This window comes from Streptomyces sp. NPDC039462 (assembly GCF_055639375.1).
Map to the genome: position 1 here is coordinate 140,548 of NZ_JBVKAO010000001.1, position 17,788 is coordinate 158,335.

Genomic DNA, 17,788 nt, shown 5'->3' on the forward strand with positions numbered 1-17,788 from the left:
TCCGCCGATGACCCGGGGGCCACTGGACCGCTCCCGGAGCGCTCAGGCGCCGGCCGTCCACTCGTAGCGGTGCTCCGGACGGCCCGTGTCGCCGTACTTGAGACTGAGCCTGACCCGGCCCGTGCGCTCCAGGAGCTTCAGATAGCGCTGTGCCGTCTGCCGGCTGAGCCGGGTGCGGTCCGCCAGCTCCTGGGCCGAGAGCGGCCCCTCAGCGGCCATCAGGGCCCGCCGCACCAGCTCCGCCGTGGTGGGGGAGTGGCCCTTGGGCAGCTCGGGCGCCGGGGTGGCCGAGAGGGCGCCGAAGATGCGGTCCACTTCGGCCTGCTCCGCCTCGCCACCGCCCTCCAGGGTGCGGCGCAGCGTCGCGTAGGCGTCGAGCTTGGCGCGGAGCCCGGCGTACGAGAACGGTTTGACGAGGTACTGGAGTGCGCCGTGCCGCATCGCCGCCTGCACCGTGGCGACGTCACGCGCCGCGGTCACCATGATCACGTCGGTCTGATGGCCGCGCTCCCGCAGACTGCGTACGACCGAGAGGCCCGTCTCGTCCGGCAGATAGTGATCCAGCAGCACCAGATCGACGGGGACGTCCTCGACGAGCCGCAGGGCCTCGGCGGCGTTGTGCGCCTTCGCCGCCACCCGGAAGCCGGGGATCTTCGCCACATAGGCGGCGTTGACGTCCGCGACCCGGACGTCGTCGTCCACGACGAGTACCTCGATCATCGTGGCTCCTTCGGGGCCCTGGTCATCGTCGCTCCTTCGTGCGCGCGGTCATCGTGCTCCTCCGGCGCGGCGAGCTCGGGCCGCGTGAGCGCCTCGGGCAGGACGACGGTGAACTCCGCGCCCCCGTCCGGCGCCTCACCGGCCCGGGCGGAGCCGCCCTGCCGTTCGGCGAGCCTGCGGACCAGCGCGAGGCCGATGCCGCGCTTGCCGTGAGCCGGCGGCTCCTTGGTGGTCCAGCCCTCGGTGAAGATGGTCTCGCGCTGCTCGGCGGGGACTCCCGGGCCGGAATCGCAGACCTGGAGGACCACGGTTCGCCCTTCGGCGCGCACGTCGACCTCCACGCGCGCGTGGCGGGTGCCCGCTGCGGCGTCGAGCGCGTTGTCGACGAGGTTGCCGACGATCGTGACGAGCCCGCCCGGATCGACGAGCCGGTCCGGCAGAGCGGTCTCGCGCCGCACAGAGAGCGCGACGCCCCGCTCAGCGGCCACCGTGGCCTTGCCGACCAGCAGGGCCGCGAGCAGCGGATCGTGGATCTTCTCGGTGATCTGCTCGGCGGTCACGCGGTGGGCCCCGGCCACCTCGCCGACGAACTCCGCCGCCTCCTCGTACATCTCCAGTTCGAGCAGGCCGAGGAGCGTGTGCATGCGGTTGGCGTGTTCGTGGTCCTGGGCGCGCAGGGCGTCGATGAGGCCGCGGGTGGAGTCGAGCTCGCGGCCGAGCTGCTCCAGCTCCGTCCGGTCGCGCAGGGTGGCGACGGCGCCCCCGTCGTCGGTGGGCATGCGGTTGGCGACCAGGACGCGCTGCCCGCGCACCGTCAGGAGGTCGGTGCCGGTCACCCGGCCGGCGAGTACGTCGGTCGTCCGGCCGGGGCCGAGCGCCGCGTCGAGCGGCTGGCCGATCACTTCGGTGCCGAGACCGAGGAGGCGCTGCGCCTCGTCGTTGAGCAGCCGGATCCGGCCGGTGCGGTCGAGGGCGACGACGCCCTCACGGATGCCGTGCAACATCGCCTCGCGCTCCGCGAGCAGCGCGGAGATGTCCGAGAAGGCCAGGTCGCGGGTCTGCCGCTGCACCCTGCGGGAGATCAGATACGCCGCCAGCGCGCCGACGGCGAGAGCCCCGCCCGCGTAGGCGAGCAGCCCCGGGATCGCGTGGACCAGGCGAGCCCGCACACTGTCGTACTCGATGCCTACGGAGACGGCGCCCACGATGTCCCCGTGCGCGTCCCGCAGTGCCACCTTGCCCCGGGCCGAGCGGCCCAGGGTGCCGTTGTCGATCTCCATGACGTCGCGGCCCGCGAGGGCGTCGCTCGGGTCCGTCGAGACGACCTTGCCGATCTGGGTGCGGTCGGTGTGGGACCAGCGCACACCCTTCTTGTTCATGATCACCACGTACTCGGCGCCGCTGGCCCGCCGGATCCGCTCGGCCGCCGCCTGGACCGGCCCGTCGGCCGTGGGCCGCGAGGCCGACAGGTCCTCGGCGATCTCCGGCTGGGCGGCCGTCGTCTGGGCGATGGCGAGCGCGCGGCGCATCGCCTGGTCGTCGAGCTGATCGCTCAGCGGTGCGAGGAAGAGGCCGGTGGCGAGCACCGCGACCCCGGCGGCGATGGCCAGCTGCATCAGCAGCACCTGCGAGAACACGCGCCGCGGCAGACCGAGGCGGAGGCGTCGCGCAGGGGAGGTGGGGCTCATGTGTACGAACGGTACGGCGGTGAGCGGCCTACTCCGAAGTCACTGTGGCGGGGATCTCGTCCCCCGGTCCGCCGGGGCCGTCAGGGAGCGCCCGGATCGCCACCACGTCCATCCGCGCGGGCGACGCGAGGGCCGCGCCGCAGCTCTCCGGGCGGGGTGGCAGGGAAGCGCCCTGCTCGACGGTGACCCGCCACCGGCGGCCGTCGGAGTGCGCGACGGTCACCTCCAGACGCGGAGCCGTGCCATGCGGATCCGTGTCGTCCGAACCTGTCCCGCGTGAACCCGTCCCGTGCGAGTCCGTGCCCTCCGTGGCGACGACGTTCAGCGTGCCCGCCGCGTCCTCCCCGGTGGACCTGCGCACCGCCAGCTCGGCGGCCTGTCCCGGCCGCTCCCAGGCCGAGCTGCCCCGGCAGCCCTCGGTGACGACGCGGTCCGCGCGCACCGCCTCCAGGACTTCCTTGACGGCCGGCACGTCCATCCGGCCGTACGCGTATCCGTGGGGCAGCACGAGCAGGGTCGGGGAGAACCGATGACCGCCCAGATGAGTGATTTCCCAGGCGCCCTCTTCACCCGAGGCGGTGAGTGCGGCGGCGAGCGGCCTGCCGAGCAGGGCACAACAGCGGTCGCGCTTGCCGTTCGTGCAGACGAGTGCGAGCGGGGCGCCGGTGTGCGGGGCCCCGAAGCCGCCGTGGTCGCCCGCGCCGAGGGCGGCGAAGTCGAGGTCCAGCAGTCGCCGCGGGTCGTCGAGCACGGCGCCGCGCAGCCAGGTGCGACCGGGGACGGTGTGTCCCACGTACACCTGGTGGCGGCGCGGCGTGTGACAGTCCGCGTGGCGTCCGGGGCGGCGGATGAGGGCGACGCGCACGCCGGTTCCCTCAGCGGCCTTCTCCAGGGCGCGGCCGACCTCCGGGTCGAGATGGCTGGACTTCAGTGCCTTGGCGCCCCAGGGGCCCGGCTGTTCCAGCAGGAGCCATGTCCTGGCGGTGGCGGCGGTTCCCGCGAGAGGCTCGGCCAGGTCCCGCGAGGCAGTCGCACACGTACTCACACAGGCGAGCCTAAGCTACGCCTCACGTCGGGCGGTTCACCCCTCCGGGGAGGGCATCGGCCGGGGCGGACGCAGGCCCACGTACTGGCCGCTGGGGCGCATGCGCAGCGGTCGTTCCTCGTACTCCTCCAGGGCGTGCGCGATCCAGCCCGCCGTGCGCGCCACCGCGAAGATCGTCTCGCCCGCCTCCGCCGGCATGCCCGAGGAGACCGTGAAGACGGCCAGCGCCAGGTCGACGTTGGCGTGCAGATCGGTGTGGCGGGCGGTGGTGGCCACCACGTCGCGGGCCGCGGCGAGGGCGGGTCCTGCCTTCGGCATCGCCTCCAGGAGGGCGAACAGCGCCTGCGCGCGCGGGTCCTCGCCCTGGTAGAGGCGGTGGCCGAGGCCGGGGACGCGGCGTCCTGCCCGGAGTTCGTCGGCGACCACGGGGCTCGCGCTGCCCCGGTCGAGCACGTCGAGCAGCATGCGGTGGGCGAGGCCGCTCGCCGCACCGTGCAGGGGGCCCTCCAGGACGCCGAGCCCCGCCGACACCGCGGCGTAGGGATGGGCGCGCGCCGAGGCGGCGACCCTGACGGCGAGCGTCGAGGCGGCCAGGTCGTGGTCGACGAGCAGCGCGAGTGCCGTGTCCAGCGCGTGCAGCGCTGCCTCGTCGGGCTTGCTGCCGGTCAGCCGCGCCCACAGGCGGCGGGCCAGGGGGCCCTCGTCGCGGTGGCCGGACAGGACCGGCGGCAGCGCGGTCACGAGGGTGGGGATCAGCGTGCGCGCGGTCCCGATGACCGCCTCTTCGGAGAGGTCGAAGCGGAGCGGGTCGGCGGCCGCGGCGGAGATGGCGGCGACGCGGAGCCGGTCGGTGGGTCCGCTGTGCTCGGGCAGCGCGTTGACGGCGCGACGGGCCGCGGCGACGGTCTCCTTCGGGGCGGTGAAGTGGATGCCGGGGCGCAGGACACCGGTCCACAGCCACTCGGCGACCTCTTCGTAGGAGTGGTTCAGGGCGAGCTCCGCGGCGTCGACACCGCGGAAGTAGTAGCGGTCCTCGTCGATGAGCGTGATGCGGGTGCGCACGGAGAGTTCGTTGCCCGTGGTCGGTGTCGCGGGCTCCCGCCTGTTCCTGCGGGCCAGCGCCTCGACCTCCCCGGCGTCGAACGTACTGCCCCGGGACCCCGGGCCGCGGCGGCTGCTGAGCTGGCCGCGGCTCACGTACGCGTACACGGTCTCGGGCTTCACGCCGAGCAGCTCGGCGGCTTCCTTGGTGCTGAGCCGACGGCCTTCGCGCGTGGCTCCTTGATCCGTCATGGGCGTCACCGTATCCGCATCCCGACAACTGTATGCGTACATTGATTCAATCAATATTGACAGACTTCCAGTCAAGCATGGACAGTCGAATCAAGTCCAGGGAGGAAGTCGAGGAACAACATGCCGATCAATGGCTCCGCCGCCACCCCCACCGAGCCCGTGGAGGTCCCACGAGGACTCGCGGGTGTCGTCGTCACCGAGACCGAAGTCGGAGACGTCAGGGGATACGAGGGCTTCTACCACTACCGCCAGTACTCGGCCGTCGAGCTCGCGCAGAGCCGCAGCTTCGAGGACGTGTGGCACCTGATGCTCCACGGCGAGCTGCCGGACGCCGGGCAGAGCGCCGCCTTCGCCGCGCACACGGCGTCGCTGCGCCACCTGCCCACGGAGGTGAGCGCCGCGCTGCCCGCCGTGGCGCGCGCGAGCGTGCTGTCGGGTCCGCTCTCCGGACTCCGCACCGCCCTGTCGCTCTTCGGGGCGTCGAAAGGCTTCCGCCCGGTGTACGACATCGACGACGACCGGCGCCGCGCGGACGCCCTCGCCGCGTCCGCCGTCGTGCCGACGCTGCTCACCGCGCTGTACCGGCTCGGCCAGGGCCTCGACCCCGTCGAACCCCGCGACGACCTGTCGTACGCCGCCAACTACCTCTACATGCTCACCGGTTCGGAGCCGGACGCCACCCGCGCCCGGGCGATCGAGCAGTACTTGATCTCAACGATTGACCACGGCTTCAACGCGTCGACGTTCACCGCCCGGGTCATCACCTCGACCGGCGCGGACGTGGCCGCCTGCCTGGTGGGCGCGGTCGGCGCGCTGTCGGGACCGCTGCACGGCGGTGCGCCGAGCCGCGCCCTCGACACCCTCGACGCGATCGGCACGCGCGACCGCATCGACGGCTGGATCCGCGAGCGCGTCCTGGCGGGTGACCGCATCATGGGCTTCGGGCACCCCGTCTACCGCACGGAGGACCCGCGCTCGGGCATGTTGCGGGGCATCGCCCAGCGGTTCGGCGGCGAGCTGGTCGAGTTCGCGGTCGAGGTCGAACGGCACGTCGAGGCGATCCTGGCGGAACTGAAGCCGGGTCGCGAACTGCACACGAACGTGGAGTTCTACGCGGGCGTGGTCATGGAGTTGTGCGGGCTGCCCCGCGAGATGTTTACGCCCACGTTCGCCTCGGCGCGCGTGGTCGGCTGGAGCGCCAACATCCTGGAACAGGCCCGCGACCCGAAAATCATCCGGCCGGCGGCGCGGTATGTGGGGGTGGCTCCTCCGGTGCCGGTTCCTCCGACACAGGCTCCTTCGGCGCCGGTTCCCGCGGGCGGCTGACCGAGGTCCGCTCCTGGGGCCGGAGGACTGACGTGGGAAGGCCTGGCCACTCCGGATGGTGGTGACCAGGCCTCGATGGATGCGGACACAGGGAACTCCCGGGACGCCAACGTGATGCGGCATACCGGAGTGCGGTTCAGTGATCAGACATCAGGAATGTCGATCTTGGCGCGAATTAGTGTCTCGCGGGTGATGACCACGATCCGCTCGTCACTCGAACGCCCAGCGTCGGCCGGAAGTTTGCTGTCGAGTGTCGCTGTCCTGTCGGCGCCGATGACGGCGAACGAGCCGTCACTCAGCTCGAAGATGTCGGGGCACGTGTTGCCGTCGAGGCTGCCGCGCTGACGGGGAGAGGCACCAATACGGCGAGTGATGTCTGGTGTGGTCACGAGCGGTAGGTTCCCATCCGCCGAGGGCCCGTCCTCGCCGATTCCGCTCGCGGCGACCGGCGAGAATCAGCCAACCTGTGTATGTCCTGTGTGCTGGCCATGAGCTGTCTGTACCTCGCCTGTGGTGCGGTCTCAGCCGCCGTTCGGCGGAGCGGCATGAGGCGGTGTGAAGTATGCGGCGGATGGCACGGCGGGACCGGACGCCACGGAGGTCGCGTGCACCTCATCGGCGATGCGCACGAAGGCACACAGGCGGCGGTCGGAACCCGGTTCCGCGAGCCGATGCCAGGACGGCCCGCTGTTCGCCCAGTAGGCACGGCCGACCTCACCGCGGAAGTAGTCCTTCAGGATCGCCCGCAAGGCGGGTTCGCCGCACAGGTCGAGCTTGAAGTCGCTCCACCACATGCTGACGATCAGGTTGCTCACGAGAAGCTGCCGCCAGCGTTCCTGCGTGACAGGCATGTTGGGTGGCTCCCAGCACACCAGGAAGGCCGGGCTCTCCAGGGTGAGCAGCGTGAGCTGGTGATGAGTGGAGCGGTGGATCCCCTCGTTTTGTATGCGGGTCTGTCGCGACTGGTGGGCCAACGAGAGGGCGACGCCCACCAGCGCGGCGCCCGAGAAGAGGACGGACAGGGCGCCGTAGGTCTGGCTGATGTCACTGAGACGGTTCCAGTCCAGCGATCGCGGCGCGAGGCCATTGAGCAGGAAGGGGGTTATGCAGATGACGGTGAGTGAGGCCAGGGCCGCGCCGGCCCATGCGACCGCGCCGTGCGGTCTGCCGTTGTGTCGTGTCACTGGGGCGCCCTCCTCCGGCCTTCGCCAATGGGTGGCTGGGGCCATCCGGTTGGTCGCGGGAGCCGTTCGAAGGCGTCTGAGTGTCCGTTCCGCGCCCTCGCACGGCTCCCACATGGCTACATGTCAGGGATGTCCGCCTTGGCCCGGATCAATGTTTCACGGCTGACGACGACGATGCGTTCGTAGTCGGCGCGTCCGGCATCGGGCGGCAGCTCCGTATCCAGCACGTCGGTCTCGTCCCTCCCGATGACGGCGAAGGTTCCGTCGGTCAACTCGAAGATGTCGGGGCATGTCTGGCCGGAGGTGCAACCTCGTTCGCGCGGGGGTACACCGATGCGGCGCATGATCTTCAAGGGGATCCTGGTCCTCTGGGTGACGGCGGATGGGTGCTGCGTGCCAGAACGGCGTGGGCGGCAGAACGTTACTGCCCATGCGGTGGGCTAAACCGCAGATATGACATTTTCCGGGCCGTTCGCCCGCTCGGTCACCTGCTCACTCGGGCGGAGTCCCCACCACCCACCACTCATCCGTGTCGGCTTCGTCCAAGTCATGGATCAAGTGGTCCACCATCCGTCCCACTTGGGCTTCCACGGAGTCCTCTTCGAGGCTCGCCCTGGCGTCCCGGGTGACCTCCCAGTACTCACGGAAGATGGGGTTCTGGAGCGTTCCGCGCAGATGGCCGAAGAGCTCTGCCCGGGAGACGTTGCCGATGCGGTAGGCAAGCAGGGCGTTGGTGTACAGGGCGTTGGCGAAGAGGAACTGGCGGTGTTTGGCGGGCGGGACTGAGCCCTCGGACGTGTCGAGCACCGCGGCCAGCGTGGGGTCCTCCATCGCCTTGCTCAGCAGTTCCCACTGGAGCCGCTGCTGGTTGGCCAAGTCGACGTGCCGCTGCTGGCCCCGGTCCATCTGCTCGCATCGCTTGAGCCGCAGACTTAATTTCCTGAGCTGGTGTTGCTGCTTGATGAGGGCACCGACGGTGCCGACGGCCAAGGCCAGCCCCGCTGCGGCGGCAGGACCCACCCCCCGTACCCAAGCTTTTTGTGTGGCCATGTCAACCCCCGATTCGGGCGACCGTCCGCCGGTCGTCGGGTGCGGGTCGACGGGGAGCGGACCGGCGAGCGGTGGGCGGTGCGCTTGCCGTCTCCCAGAGTGCCGAGCGGCTCTGATCGGCGGGGAGGTGGCACGGCGGCGCACGGGGAGCAGAAGCAGTCGCGCATCCCGGCGCCGTGTCTGACGTGTGCCCCGCGAGCGCCGCTAACAATCGTTCACTTCGCGGCCCGGCTACGCCCGCCTATCCTTGGCCGGTCTTCATTCGTCGTACGGGATCCGTCGCGGGATCCGCCGCGGTCCGTACCAGCGTCGACACGAGAGGTCCGCGTTGAACAAGCAGCAGATTCCGGTCGTCGTCCTCGCCGGCTTCCTGGGCTCGGGCAAGACCACCCTGCTCAACCATCTGCTGCACCGCAGCGGCGGCAGCCGGATCGGAGCGATCGTCAACGACTTCGGTTCGATCGAGATCGACGCCATGTCGGTCGCGGGGCAGCTCGGCGACTCGACCGTCTCCCTCGGCAACGGGTGTCTGTGCTGTGCCGTGGACGGCAGTGAGCTCGACGAGTACCTGGAGCGGCTCGCCCGGCCCGCCGCCGGGATCGACGTCATCGTCATCGAGGCGAGCGGGCTCGCGGAGCCGCAGGAACTCGTGAAGATGCTGCTCGCCAGCGAGAACCCGCACATCGTCTACGGAGGGCTCGTCGAGGTCGTCGACGCCGCCGAGTTCGACGCCACCAGGGAGCGGCACCCCGAGGTGGACCGGCACCTGGGCATCGCCGATCTCGTCGTGGTCAACAAGACCGACCGTGTGCCCGCGGAGGAGCGTGAGCGCGTCCTGGATATCGTGCGCGGGCTCGCGGGGCGCGCGGCCGTCGTCGCCGCCTCCTACGGCCGCGTCGACGTCGAGCTGTTCTTCGACCGCGCGCCGGTGGGGGAGCGGGTCGGGCAGCTCTCCTTCGACGATCTGCACGATCACGACGCAGACGGTGAGGACCATGAGGGCGGTCATCACGACCACCTGCACTCCGCCTACGAAAGCCTCGCCTTCACCTCGGACGTGCCCATGGGGCCGCGCGCCTTGATGGCCCTGCTCGACAGCCGTCCCAAAGGGCTCTACCGCATCAAGGGGTACGTCGATTTCGGCCCCGCCGACCCGCGCAACCGGTACGAGGTGCACGCCGTGGGGCGGTTCCTCCGCTTCTACCTGGAGCCGTGGGCTCCGGACGAGCCGCGGCTGACCCAGCTCGTGCTCATCGGGTCACACATCGACGTACCGGCCCTGGAGAAGGAGCTGGAGGGGTGTCGCGAATACGCCCCACAGGCCGACGAGCGTGGCATGTGGGGCGTACTGCGGTACGTGCAGGAGCCTGACGAGGCTGACGAGGAGGTGTAGCCGCTGCGGCTGCACCGGTCCGCGGCTGCAGCGGGCCCGCGCTACACCGGTCCCGCGCTACACCGGTCCCGCCACCGCCGTCACCGGCTTGCCCAGCGAGACGCCCGAGCCGTCGCGGCGCGGGTCGATCTCCGGCAGCTCCGCCGGGGAGCCGTTGCGCTGGGCCGCGCGCGGCGGCGTCGGGCCCGCCCAGGCGAAGCTCAGGCAGTCCTCGCCCTTCAGGAACCGCTGGACGCGCACACCGCCCGTGGCGCGGCCCTTGCGCGGGTACTGGTCGAAGGGCGTGAGCTTGGCCGTCGTCTGCACCGAGTCGTCGAGCGTGCCGCGCGAGCCCGCCACCGTGAAGACCACGGCGTCCACCGCCGGGTCCACCGCCGCGAAGGAGATGACCTTCGCGCCCGCGGCCAGCTTGATGCCCGTCATGCCGCCCGCGGGCCGGCCCTGCGGGCGGACCTGGGAGGCCTGGTAACGCAGGAGCTGGGCGTCGTCCGTGACGAAGACCAGGTCCTCCTCGCCGGTGCGCAGCTCGGCCGCGCCGACGATCCGGTCACCGTCCTTGAGGGTGATGACCTCCAGCTCTTCCTTGTTGGACGGATAGTCGGGGACCACGCGCTTGACGACGCCCTGCTCGGTGCCGAGCGCGAGGCCCGGCGAGGACTCGTCGAGCGTCATCAGGCAGATCAGCTTCTCGTCCTTCTCCAGGGTGAGCAGCTCCGCGACGGGCGCTCCTCCGGAGAGGTTGGGCGCGCTCGCCGTCTCCGGCAGCTGGGGAAGGTCCACTACGGAGAGGCGCAGCAGCCGCCCCTGGGAGGTGACCGCACCCACCTCGCCGCGCGCCGTCGCCGGCACCGCCGAGACGATCACGTCGTGCTTGACGCGCTTGGTGTCGCCGTCGGCGAAGGGGTCGCCGTTGGCCGTGCGGGCCAGGAGGCCCGTCGAGGACAGGAGCACCCGGCACGGGTCGTCCGCCACCTGGAGCGAGACCGTGGCGGCCGGGGAGCCGGCCGACTCCAGGAGCACGGTGCGCCGGTCGGTGCCGAACTTCTTGGCGACGGCGGCCAGTTCGGAGGAGACCAGCTTGCGCAGCTCCGCGTCCGATTCGAGGATGCCGGTCAGCTCGTCGATCTCGCCGTTGAGCTTGTCGCGCTCGGACTCCAGCTCGATGCGGTCGTACTTGGTCAGCCGGCGCAGCGGCGTGTCCAGGATGTACTGCGTCTGGATGTCGCTGAGCGAGAAGCGCTCGATCAGGCGCTCCTTGGCCTGCGCGGAGTTGTCACTGGAGCGGATGAGGCGGATGACCTCGTCGATGTCCAGGAGGGCGACCAAGAGGCCCTCCACCAGGTGCAGGCGGTCGCGCTTCTTGCCGCGGCGGAACTCGCTGCGGCGGCGCACCACGTCGAACCGGTGGTCGAGATAGACCTCAAGGAGCTCCTTGAGGCCGAGGGTGAGGGGCTGACCGTCCACCAGCGCGACGTTGTTGATGCCGAAGGACTCCTCCATCGGCGTCAGTTTGTAGAGCTGCTCAAGGACGGCCTCGGGGACGAAGCCGTTCTTGATCTCGATGACCAGGCGCAGGCCGTGCGAGCGGTCGGTGAGGTCCTTGACGTCCGCGATGCCCTGGAGCTTCTTCGAGCCGACCAGGTCCTTGATCTTGGAGATGACCTTCTCGGGGCCGACCGTGAAGGGCAGTTCGGTGACGACGAGGCCCTTGCGGCGCGCCGTCACGTTCTCCACGGAGACCGTCGCGCGGATCTTGAAGGAGCCGCGGCCCGATTCGTACGCGTCCTTGATGCCGTTGAGCCCGACGATCCGGCCGCCCGTGGGCAGGTCGGGGCCCGGCACGTACTTCATCAGGGTCTCGAGGTCGGCGCCCGGGTGCTTGATCAGGTGGCGGGCGGCGGCGATGACCTCGCCGAGGTTGTGCGGCGGCATGTTCGTCGCCATGCCGACGGCGATGCCCGACGCGCCGTTGACCAGGAGGTTCGGATACGCCGCGGGGAGGGCGGACGGCTCCATCTCCTGGCCGTCGTAGTTCGGCTCGAAGTCGACGGTGTTCTCGTCGATCGACTCCGTCATCAGGGAGGTGGCGTCGGCCATCTTGCACTCGGTGTACCGCATGGCGGCCGGCGGGTCGTCGTTGCCGAGGGAGCCGAAGTTGCCGTGGCCGTCCACCAGGGGGAGGCGCATCGAGAAGGGCTGGGCCATGCGCACCAGCGCGTCGTAGATCGACGCGTCTCCGTGCGGGTGCAACTTACCCATGACCTCGCCGACGACGCGGGCGCACTTCACATAGCCGCGGTCGGGGCGAAGGCCCATCTCGTTCATCTGATAGACGATTCTGCGGTGGACCGGCTTCATGCCGTCGCGGGCGTCCGGCAGGGCGCGGGAGTAGATGACCGAATACGCGTACTCGAGGAAGGAGCCCTGCATCTCGTCGACTACGTCGATGTCGAGGATCTTCTCCTCGTACGCGTCGTCGGGCGGCGGGGTCTTCGTGCTGCGGCGGGCCATCGCTGCTGCGGCTCCTTCACCAAGCAAGTGCGGGTTCTGACGCCGACCATTGTGGACTGTCCCACTGACAACGCCGACCACGACCCGTGCACCGGCGGTGTCACACGCGACTACGCCGAGGGCGGACCGGGAACTTCGTCAGGTGTCCGCACGCTTGCATACAGTGGCAGGACTGGCAGAACCAGCAATGTTTTAGCGATCGAAGGGACGTACATGCCCATGGGTCACACGGCCACAGCCGAGGCCGGCTCCGGCGGCCTGACAGCGACCGAGCACCGGCTGGCCAACGGCCTGCGCGTGGTGCTCTCCGAGGACCACCTGACCCCCGTCGCCGCGGTCTGCCTCTGGTACGACGTCGGCTCACGCCACGAGGTCAAGGGGCGAACCGGCCTCGCGCACCTCTTCGAGCACCTCATGTTCCAGGGCTCGAAGCAGGTGCACGGAAACGGCCATTTCGAGCTGGTCCAGGGCGCGGGCGGCTCGCTCAACGGCACGACGAGCTTCGAGCGCACCAACTATTTCGAGACGATGCCCGCCCACCAGTTGGAGCTCGCCCTCTGGCTCGAGGCCGACCGGATGGGCTCGCTGCTCTCCGCCCTCGACGAGGAGTCCATGGAGAACCAGCGCGACGTCGTCAAGAACGAGCGCCGCCAGCGCTACGACAACGTCCCGTACGGCACCGCCTTCGAAAAGCTGACCGCCCTCTCGTACCCCGAGGGCCACCCGTACCACCACACGCCGATCGGCTCCATGGCCGACCTTGACGCGGCCACCCTGGAGGACGCGCGCGCGTTCTTCCGCACGTACTACGCGCCCAACAACGCCGTCCTCTCGGTCGTCGGCGACATCGACCCGGAGCAGACGCTCGCCTGGATCGAGAAGTACTTCGGGTCGATCCCCGGTCACGACGGCAAGCAGCCGCCGCGTGACGGGTCCCTGCCCGAGCGCATCGGCGAGGAGCTGCGCGAGGTCGTCGAGGAGGACGTCCCGGCCCGCGCCCTGATGGCCGCCTACCGCCTCCCGGAGGACGGCACGCGCGCGTGCGACGCGGCCGACATCGCCCTCACCGTCCTCGGCAGCGGCGAGTCCTCCCGGCTCTACAACCGCCTCGTGCGCCGGGACCGCACCGCGGTCGCCGCGGGCTTCGGCCTGCTGCGCCTCGCCGGGGCGCCCTCGCTCGGCTGGCTGGACGTGAAGACGTCCGGCGACGTCGAGGTCCCCGTGATCGAGGCCGCCGTCGACGAGGAGCTGGCCCGCTTCGCCGCGGAAGGCCCCACTCCGGAGGAGATGGAGCGCGCCCAGGCGCAGTTGGAGCGCGAGTGGCTCGACCGGCTCGGCACGGTCGCGGGCCGCGCCGACGAACTCTGCCGGTACGCCGTCCTGTTCGGCGACCCGCAGCTCGCCCTCACCGCCGTCCAGCGCGTCCTCGACGTCACGGCGGAAGAGGTCCAGGAGGTCGCCAAGGCCCGCCTGCGCCCGGACAACCGCGCCGTGCTCGTGTACGAACCCGTGACCGCCGCCGACGAGGGCGCAGAGGCCGCCGAGGAAGAAGAGGAGGCGGCGAAGTGACCGAGGCCGCGACGATGCAGTTCCACCCCCAGCCCGAGGCCGGACAGGCCAGGCCCTGGGCCTTCCCGGCGCCCGACCGCAGCACGCTGCCCAACGGCCTCACCGTGCTGCGTTGCGACCGCCCCGGTCAGCAGGTCGTCGCCGTCGAGATCAACCTCGCAGCGCCCCTGGACGCCGAGCCCGAGGGCCTCGACGGCGTCGCCACGATCATGGCGAGGGCCTTCAACGAAGGCACCGACAAGCACTCCGCCGAGGAGTTCGCCGCCGAGCTCGACCGCTGCGGCGCGACGCTCGACGCACACGCCGACCACCCGGGCGTGCGGGTCTCCCTGGAGGTCCCGGTCTCCCGGCTCCCGAAGGCGCTCGGCCTGCTCGCCGACGCCCTGCGGGCCCCCGCCTTCGCGGACAGCGAGATCGAGCGGCTCGTCCGCAACCGCCTGGACGAGATCCCGCACGAGGCCGCCAACCCGGCCCGCCGCGCCGCCAAGGAGCTCTCCAAGGAGCTCTTCCCCGCGACCTCGCGCATGTCCCGCCCCCGCCAGGGCACCGAGGAGACGGTCGCGGCCATCGACTCGGCGGCGGTGCGCGCCTTCTACGAGAAACACGTCCGCCCCGCCACGGCCACCCTCGTCGTGGTCGGCGACCTGACCGGGACCGACCTGGACGCCGTCCTCGCGGACACGGTCGGCGCCTGGACGGGCTCCCCGGGCGAGCCGCGCCCGGTGCCGCCGGTGACCGCCGACGACCGCGGCCGCGTCGTCATCGTGGACCGCCCCGGAGCGGTCCAGACGCAGCTGCTGATCGGCCGCATCGGGGCCGACCGGCACGACCGCGTCTGGCCGGCCCAGGTCCTCGGCACGTACTGCCTGGGCGGCACCCTCACCTCGCGTCTCGACCGCGTCCTGCGCGAGGAGAAGGGATACACCTACGGCGTACGGGCGTTCAGCCAGGTCCTTCGTTCGGCGCCGGACGGCTCGGGCGCCGCGATGCTCGCCATCAGCGGCTCCGTGGACACCCCGAACACGGGACCGGCGCTGGAGGACCTGTGGCAGGTCCTGCGCGTCCTCGCCGCTGAGGGCCTCACGGACGCCGAGCGCGACGTGGCCGTGCAGAACCTCGTGGGCGTCGCCCCGCTGAAGTACGAGATGGCGGCCTCCGTGGCGGCCACCCTCGCCGACCAGGTCGAGCAGAACCTCCCGGACGACTTCCAGGCGCAGCTGTACCGCCAGCTGGCCGCCACCGGCACCGTGGAGGCCACCGCCGCCGTCGTGAACGCCTTCCCGGCGGACCGCCTGGTGACGATCCTGGTCGGGGACGCCGCGCAGATCGAGGAGCCCGTCAGGGCGCTCGGCATCGGCGAAGTGAGTGTCGTCACGGGCTGAGTGACGGCTGAGTCACAGTCAGGACATATCGGGACCCCGGTGACCGCTTCAGGCACTGGGGTCCCCATATGTCCGAATTCATACAGTGGTTGCCTGTCTGCCGTGTGGCGTGCGCTACAAAAGGCGACTTCTGTTTGTCGATTGAAGACGGCGCGTTTAGCGTCGACCCGGCTGTTCGTCGCGCAGTACGCCGCATCCGCGGCACCGGACAGTCATCGCCGAGTCCCCGTACGGCGCGAGCCAGGGGAGCCGGGGACCCACATGTCCCCTGGGGTGAATCGGGCACCTTGCCGCGAGGCGAGGGACCCGTAGGAGACCTTCCTGCTCCGAACCCGTCAGCTAACCCGGTAGGCGAGAAGGAAGGAAAGGATCACCCGCCACATGGCGTTCACCCGTGCCACCGGGAAGCACCGTCGTCCGAGCCGCCTCACGCGTACCACCGCGAACGTCGCCGGTGTCGCGGCGCTCACCACCACCGGTGTCATCGGCGGCCTCGCCGCCCCGGCGCTCGCCGCCCCCGACGAAGCCGCCATGGAGCACACCGGCCTCACCCAGGCGATATCCGTCGGTGACTCGCTCGCCGCGAGCATCGACGCGCAGGCCGCGGCGCAGCAGCAGGCCGCCGACGACGCCGCCGCAGCCAAGAAGGCCGAAGAGGCCGCCAAGAAGAAGGCCGCCGAGGAGAAGCGCAAGGCCGAGGCCGAGGCCAAGGCGAAGGCCAAGAAGGAGCGCGAGGCCAAGGAGCGCGCCGCCCGCGAGGCCGAGCGCAAGCGCCTGAACACCTACGTCTCCCCGATCAGCGGCTCGTACGTCTCCACGGGCTACCAGACCGGCGGCGCCATGTGGTCCTCCGGCAGCCACACCGGCGTGGACTTCCACGCGGCGTCCGGCACCCCGGTCCACGCGGTCGGCTCCGGCACCGTCGTCGAGGCCGGCTGGGGCGGCGCCTACGGCAACAACGTGGTCATCAAGATGAACGACGGCACGTACACCCAGTACGGCCACATGTCGTCCCTCGGCGTCACCGTGGGCCAGACGGTCACCCCGGGCCAGCAGATCGGCCTCTCCGGTTCCACCGGCAACTCCAGCGGCCCGCACCTCCACTTCGAGGCCCGCACCGGCGCGGAGTACGGCTCGGACATCGACCCGGTCGCGTACCTCCGCTCGCACGGCGTCAACGTCTGACGGACGACGGACGGCAGACGCCGACCCCGCACAGCTCCGAAAGCCCCGGCTCGCCCAGAGCCGGGGCTTTCGCGTTGGCCAAAAGATATCCATGATTTCCGGCCCGCCGTCGGAAATTCCCGCGCTTTGCAATAGAGTCACTGAATGAGTGTCGGTCGACCGCGTTTCGCGGGGATTAAGGCGGAGGTCCGATCATGCGCGTGCCCGCGCACTCTGTATGCACGGCCATTCGGGACGATATTGTCGCCGGCGTCCACGAAAGGGGCGGCCGGCTCACCGAGGAACTCCTCGCGCGCCGCTACGGCGTCTCCCGGGTGCCCGTGCGCGAGGCCCTGCGCACGCTGGAGGCCGAGGGCTTCGTCGTCACCCGCAGGCACGCGGGCGCCTGCGTCGCCGAGCCCACCGAACAGGAGGCGGCCGACCTCCTGGAGGTCAGGACGCTGCTCGAACCGCTCGCCGCGGCGCGCGCAGCGCAGCGCCGCACGGACGCGCACCTGAAGGTGTTGCGCGGGCTCGTCAGGCTGGGCCAGGAGCGCTCCAGGAGCGGCCTGGGGGAGGAGCTGCGCTCGCTGGGCGGCTGGTTCCACGAGACGCTCGCCCAGGCCTCCGGAAGCCCCGGCCTCAGCGCGCTGCTCACCCAGCTCCGGCACAAGGTCGCCTGGATGTACGTCGTGCAGGCCCCGGCGGCGCCCGGTGAGTCCTGGTCGGAGCACGCCGCGATCCTCGACGCGGTCGCCCGCCGGGACCCCGAGCGGGCCAGGGCACTCACCGCCGCGCACGCCGAACGGGCCGCGGCCGCCCACCGATTGCGCCCCGCACGCCGGGCCGGCCATGTGAGGGATTCGCAACATGCCGTAAACACGGTGGGCCTCCGGAATTAACGGAGGCTCCGTATATTCCGTATACGAGAAGAAAGCTATTTCTCCGAGCGGATAATCCCGCATACGTCGCTGCATCTGTCGAGGCGATGCATCCGTCGATGCGTACGCCCGCATACGTCGATGGGGTCACCCGGGAATTCCGGGTGACCCCATCCACGTAATGCTGGAAACGTGTCCTAGACCGTCTCCGGAAGCTCCTCGAGCCCCTCCGAGACCAGCTTCGCCAGGCGGTCGAGTGCGGCGTCGGCACCCTCGGCGTCGGAGGCGAGCACGATCTCCTCGCCGCCCTGGGCGCCCAGGCCGAGCACGGCGAGCATCGAGCCGGCGTTGACCGGGTTGCCGCCGGCCTTGGCGATCGTCACGGGGACGCCGGCGGCCGTGGCCGCACGGACGAAGATGGAGGCGGGTCGGGCGTGAAGGCCCTCGGCCCAGCCGACGTTGACGCGGCGCTCAGCCATGTGTTGCTGCCCTTCCAGGTGTCTCACACTTGTCTAGACCAGTGTCTCATGCCGTCACGGGTGCTCTGCCGACCCGCGTCCGGCCCGGGCCGCCCTCGACCCG

At 70.8% G+C, this 17,788-nt stretch carries 16 protein-coding genes and 1 riboswitch; of the genes, 6 read left to right on the forward strand and 10 right to left on the reverse strand.

Going from position 1 to position 17,788, the window contains the following annotated elements:
* Positions 1–42: 42 nt before the first annotated feature.
* The 4 genes from ACZ7LU_RS00515 to ACZ7LU_RS00530 are packed head-to-tail and all read right to left on the reverse strand — an operon-like array spanning position 43 to position 4,746.
* Positions 43–720: a response regulator gene (locus tag ACZ7LU_RS00515; protein WP_471915213.1), complete on the reverse strand. Its 678-nt coding sequence runs from the start codon at positions 718–720 to the stop codon at positions 43–45.
* The gene (locus ACZ7LU_RS00520) at positions 717–2,408 is read right to left on the reverse strand and encodes a sensor histidine kinase (protein ID WP_468562725.1); all 1,692 of its coding nucleotides are present in this window, start codon (positions 2,406–2,408) and stop codon (positions 717–719) included. The genes ACZ7LU_RS00515 and ACZ7LU_RS00520 overlap by 4 nt, the downstream gene beginning before the upstream one ends.
* Positions 2,409–2,436: 28 nt before the next feature.
* Positions 2,437–3,453, reverse strand: coding sequence for a sucrase ferredoxin (locus ACZ7LU_RS00525; protein ID WP_471915214.1), 1,017 nt, complete (start codon positions 3,451–3,453; stop codon positions 2,437–2,439).
* A gap of 36 nt (positions 3,454–3,489) precedes the next feature.
* A complete protein-coding gene (locus ACZ7LU_RS00530) occupies positions 3,490–4,746 on the reverse strand; it encodes a citrate synthase family protein (protein WP_468562721.1) in 1,257 nt (418 codons plus the stop codon).
* A gap of 120 nt (positions 4,747–4,866) precedes the next feature.
* On the opposite strand from ACZ7LU_RS00530, the gene ACZ7LU_RS00535 reads away from it, so the two are divergent.
* Entirely contained in the window at positions 4,867–6,072 is a 1,206-nt protein-coding gene (locus ACZ7LU_RS00535) for a citrate synthase/methylcitrate synthase (RefSeq protein ID WP_471915215.1), read from the forward strand.
* A gap of 143 nt (positions 6,073–6,215) precedes the next feature.
* Here ACZ7LU_RS00535 and ACZ7LU_RS00540 read toward each other — a convergent pair whose 3' ends face one another.
* The 4 genes from ACZ7LU_RS00540 to ACZ7LU_RS00555 form a co-directional block, all read right to left on the reverse strand.
* Positions 6,216–6,461, reverse strand: coding sequence for a hypothetical protein (locus ACZ7LU_RS00540; RefSeq protein ID WP_471915216.1), 246 nt, complete (start codon positions 6,459–6,461; stop codon positions 6,216–6,218).
* Positions 6,462–6,593: 132 nt separating this feature from the next.
* Complete coding sequence (locus ACZ7LU_RS00545; protein ID WP_471915217.1) at positions 6,594–7,256, reverse strand: DUF6082 family protein; 663 nt, start codon at positions 7,254–7,256, stop codon at positions 6,594–6,596.
* Between the two features lie 116 nt (positions 7,257–7,372).
* Complete coding sequence (locus ACZ7LU_RS00550) at positions 7,373–7,609, reverse strand: hypothetical protein (protein WP_471915218.1); 237 nt, start codon at positions 7,607–7,609, stop codon at positions 7,373–7,375.
* A gap of 139 nt (positions 7,610–7,748) precedes the next feature.
* A complete protein-coding gene (locus ACZ7LU_RS00555; RefSeq protein ID WP_471915219.1) occupies positions 7,749–8,246 on the reverse strand; it encodes a DUF6082 family protein in 498 nt (165 codons plus the stop codon).
* Positions 8,247–8,634: 388 nt separating this feature from the next.
* Between ACZ7LU_RS00555 and ACZ7LU_RS00560 the strand changes: the two genes are divergently transcribed.
* The gene (locus tag ACZ7LU_RS00560; RefSeq protein ID WP_471915220.1) at positions 8,635–9,699 is read left to right on the forward strand and encodes a CobW family GTP-binding protein; all 1,065 of its coding nucleotides are present in this window, start codon (positions 8,635–8,637) and stop codon (positions 9,697–9,699) included.
* Positions 9,700–9,756: 57 nt separating this feature from the next.
* Here the strand turns inward: ACZ7LU_RS00560 and ACZ7LU_RS00565 are convergent, their stop codons facing one another.
* Entirely contained in the window at positions 9,757–12,210 is a 2,454-nt protein-coding gene (locus tag ACZ7LU_RS00565) for a DNA topoisomerase (ATP-hydrolyzing) subunit A (RefSeq protein ID WP_398305173.1), read from the reverse strand.
* A 213-nt stretch (positions 12,211–12,423) separates the two neighbouring features.
* Here ACZ7LU_RS00565 and ACZ7LU_RS00570 point away from each other — a divergent pair, with 213 nt between their 5' ends.
* The 4 genes from ACZ7LU_RS00570 to ACZ7LU_RS00585 all read left to right on the forward strand — a co-directional run bounded on the left by ACZ7LU_RS00570 (position 12,424) and on the right by ACZ7LU_RS00585 (position 17,227).
* Positions 12,424–13,779, forward strand: coding sequence for a M16 family metallopeptidase (locus ACZ7LU_RS00570; RefSeq protein ID WP_398305176.1), 1,356 nt, complete (start codon positions 12,424–12,426; stop codon positions 13,777–13,779).
* Positions 13,776–15,161: a M16 family metallopeptidase gene (locus ACZ7LU_RS00575; protein ID WP_471915221.1), complete on the forward strand. Its 1,386-nt coding sequence runs from the start codon at positions 13,776–13,778 to the stop codon at positions 15,159–15,161. Before ACZ7LU_RS00570 ends, ACZ7LU_RS00575 begins: the two co-directional genes overlap by 4 nt.
* 206 nt (positions 15,162–15,367) lie before the next feature.
* Positions 15,368–15,529: riboswitch (cyclic di-AMP (ydaO/yuaA leader) on the forward strand.
* A 13-nt stretch (positions 15,530–15,542) separates the two neighbouring features.
* Complete coding sequence (locus tag ACZ7LU_RS00580; RefSeq protein WP_468085119.1) at positions 15,543–16,346, forward strand: M23 family metallopeptidase; 804 nt, start codon at positions 15,543–15,545, stop codon at positions 16,344–16,346.
* Positions 16,347–16,540: 194 nt separating this feature from the next.
* Entirely contained in the window at positions 16,541–17,227 is a 687-nt protein-coding gene (locus ACZ7LU_RS00585) for a GntR family transcriptional regulator (protein WP_471915222.1), read from the forward strand.
* A 176-nt stretch (positions 17,228–17,403) separates the two neighbouring features.
* Here the strand turns inward: ACZ7LU_RS00585 and ACZ7LU_RS00590 are convergent, their stop codons facing one another.
* Positions 17,404–17,685: an HPr family phosphocarrier protein gene (locus ACZ7LU_RS00590; protein ID WP_362992734.1), complete on the reverse strand. Its 282-nt coding sequence runs from the start codon at positions 17,683–17,685 to the stop codon at positions 17,404–17,406.
* Positions 17,686–17,788: the final 103 nt, after the last annotated feature.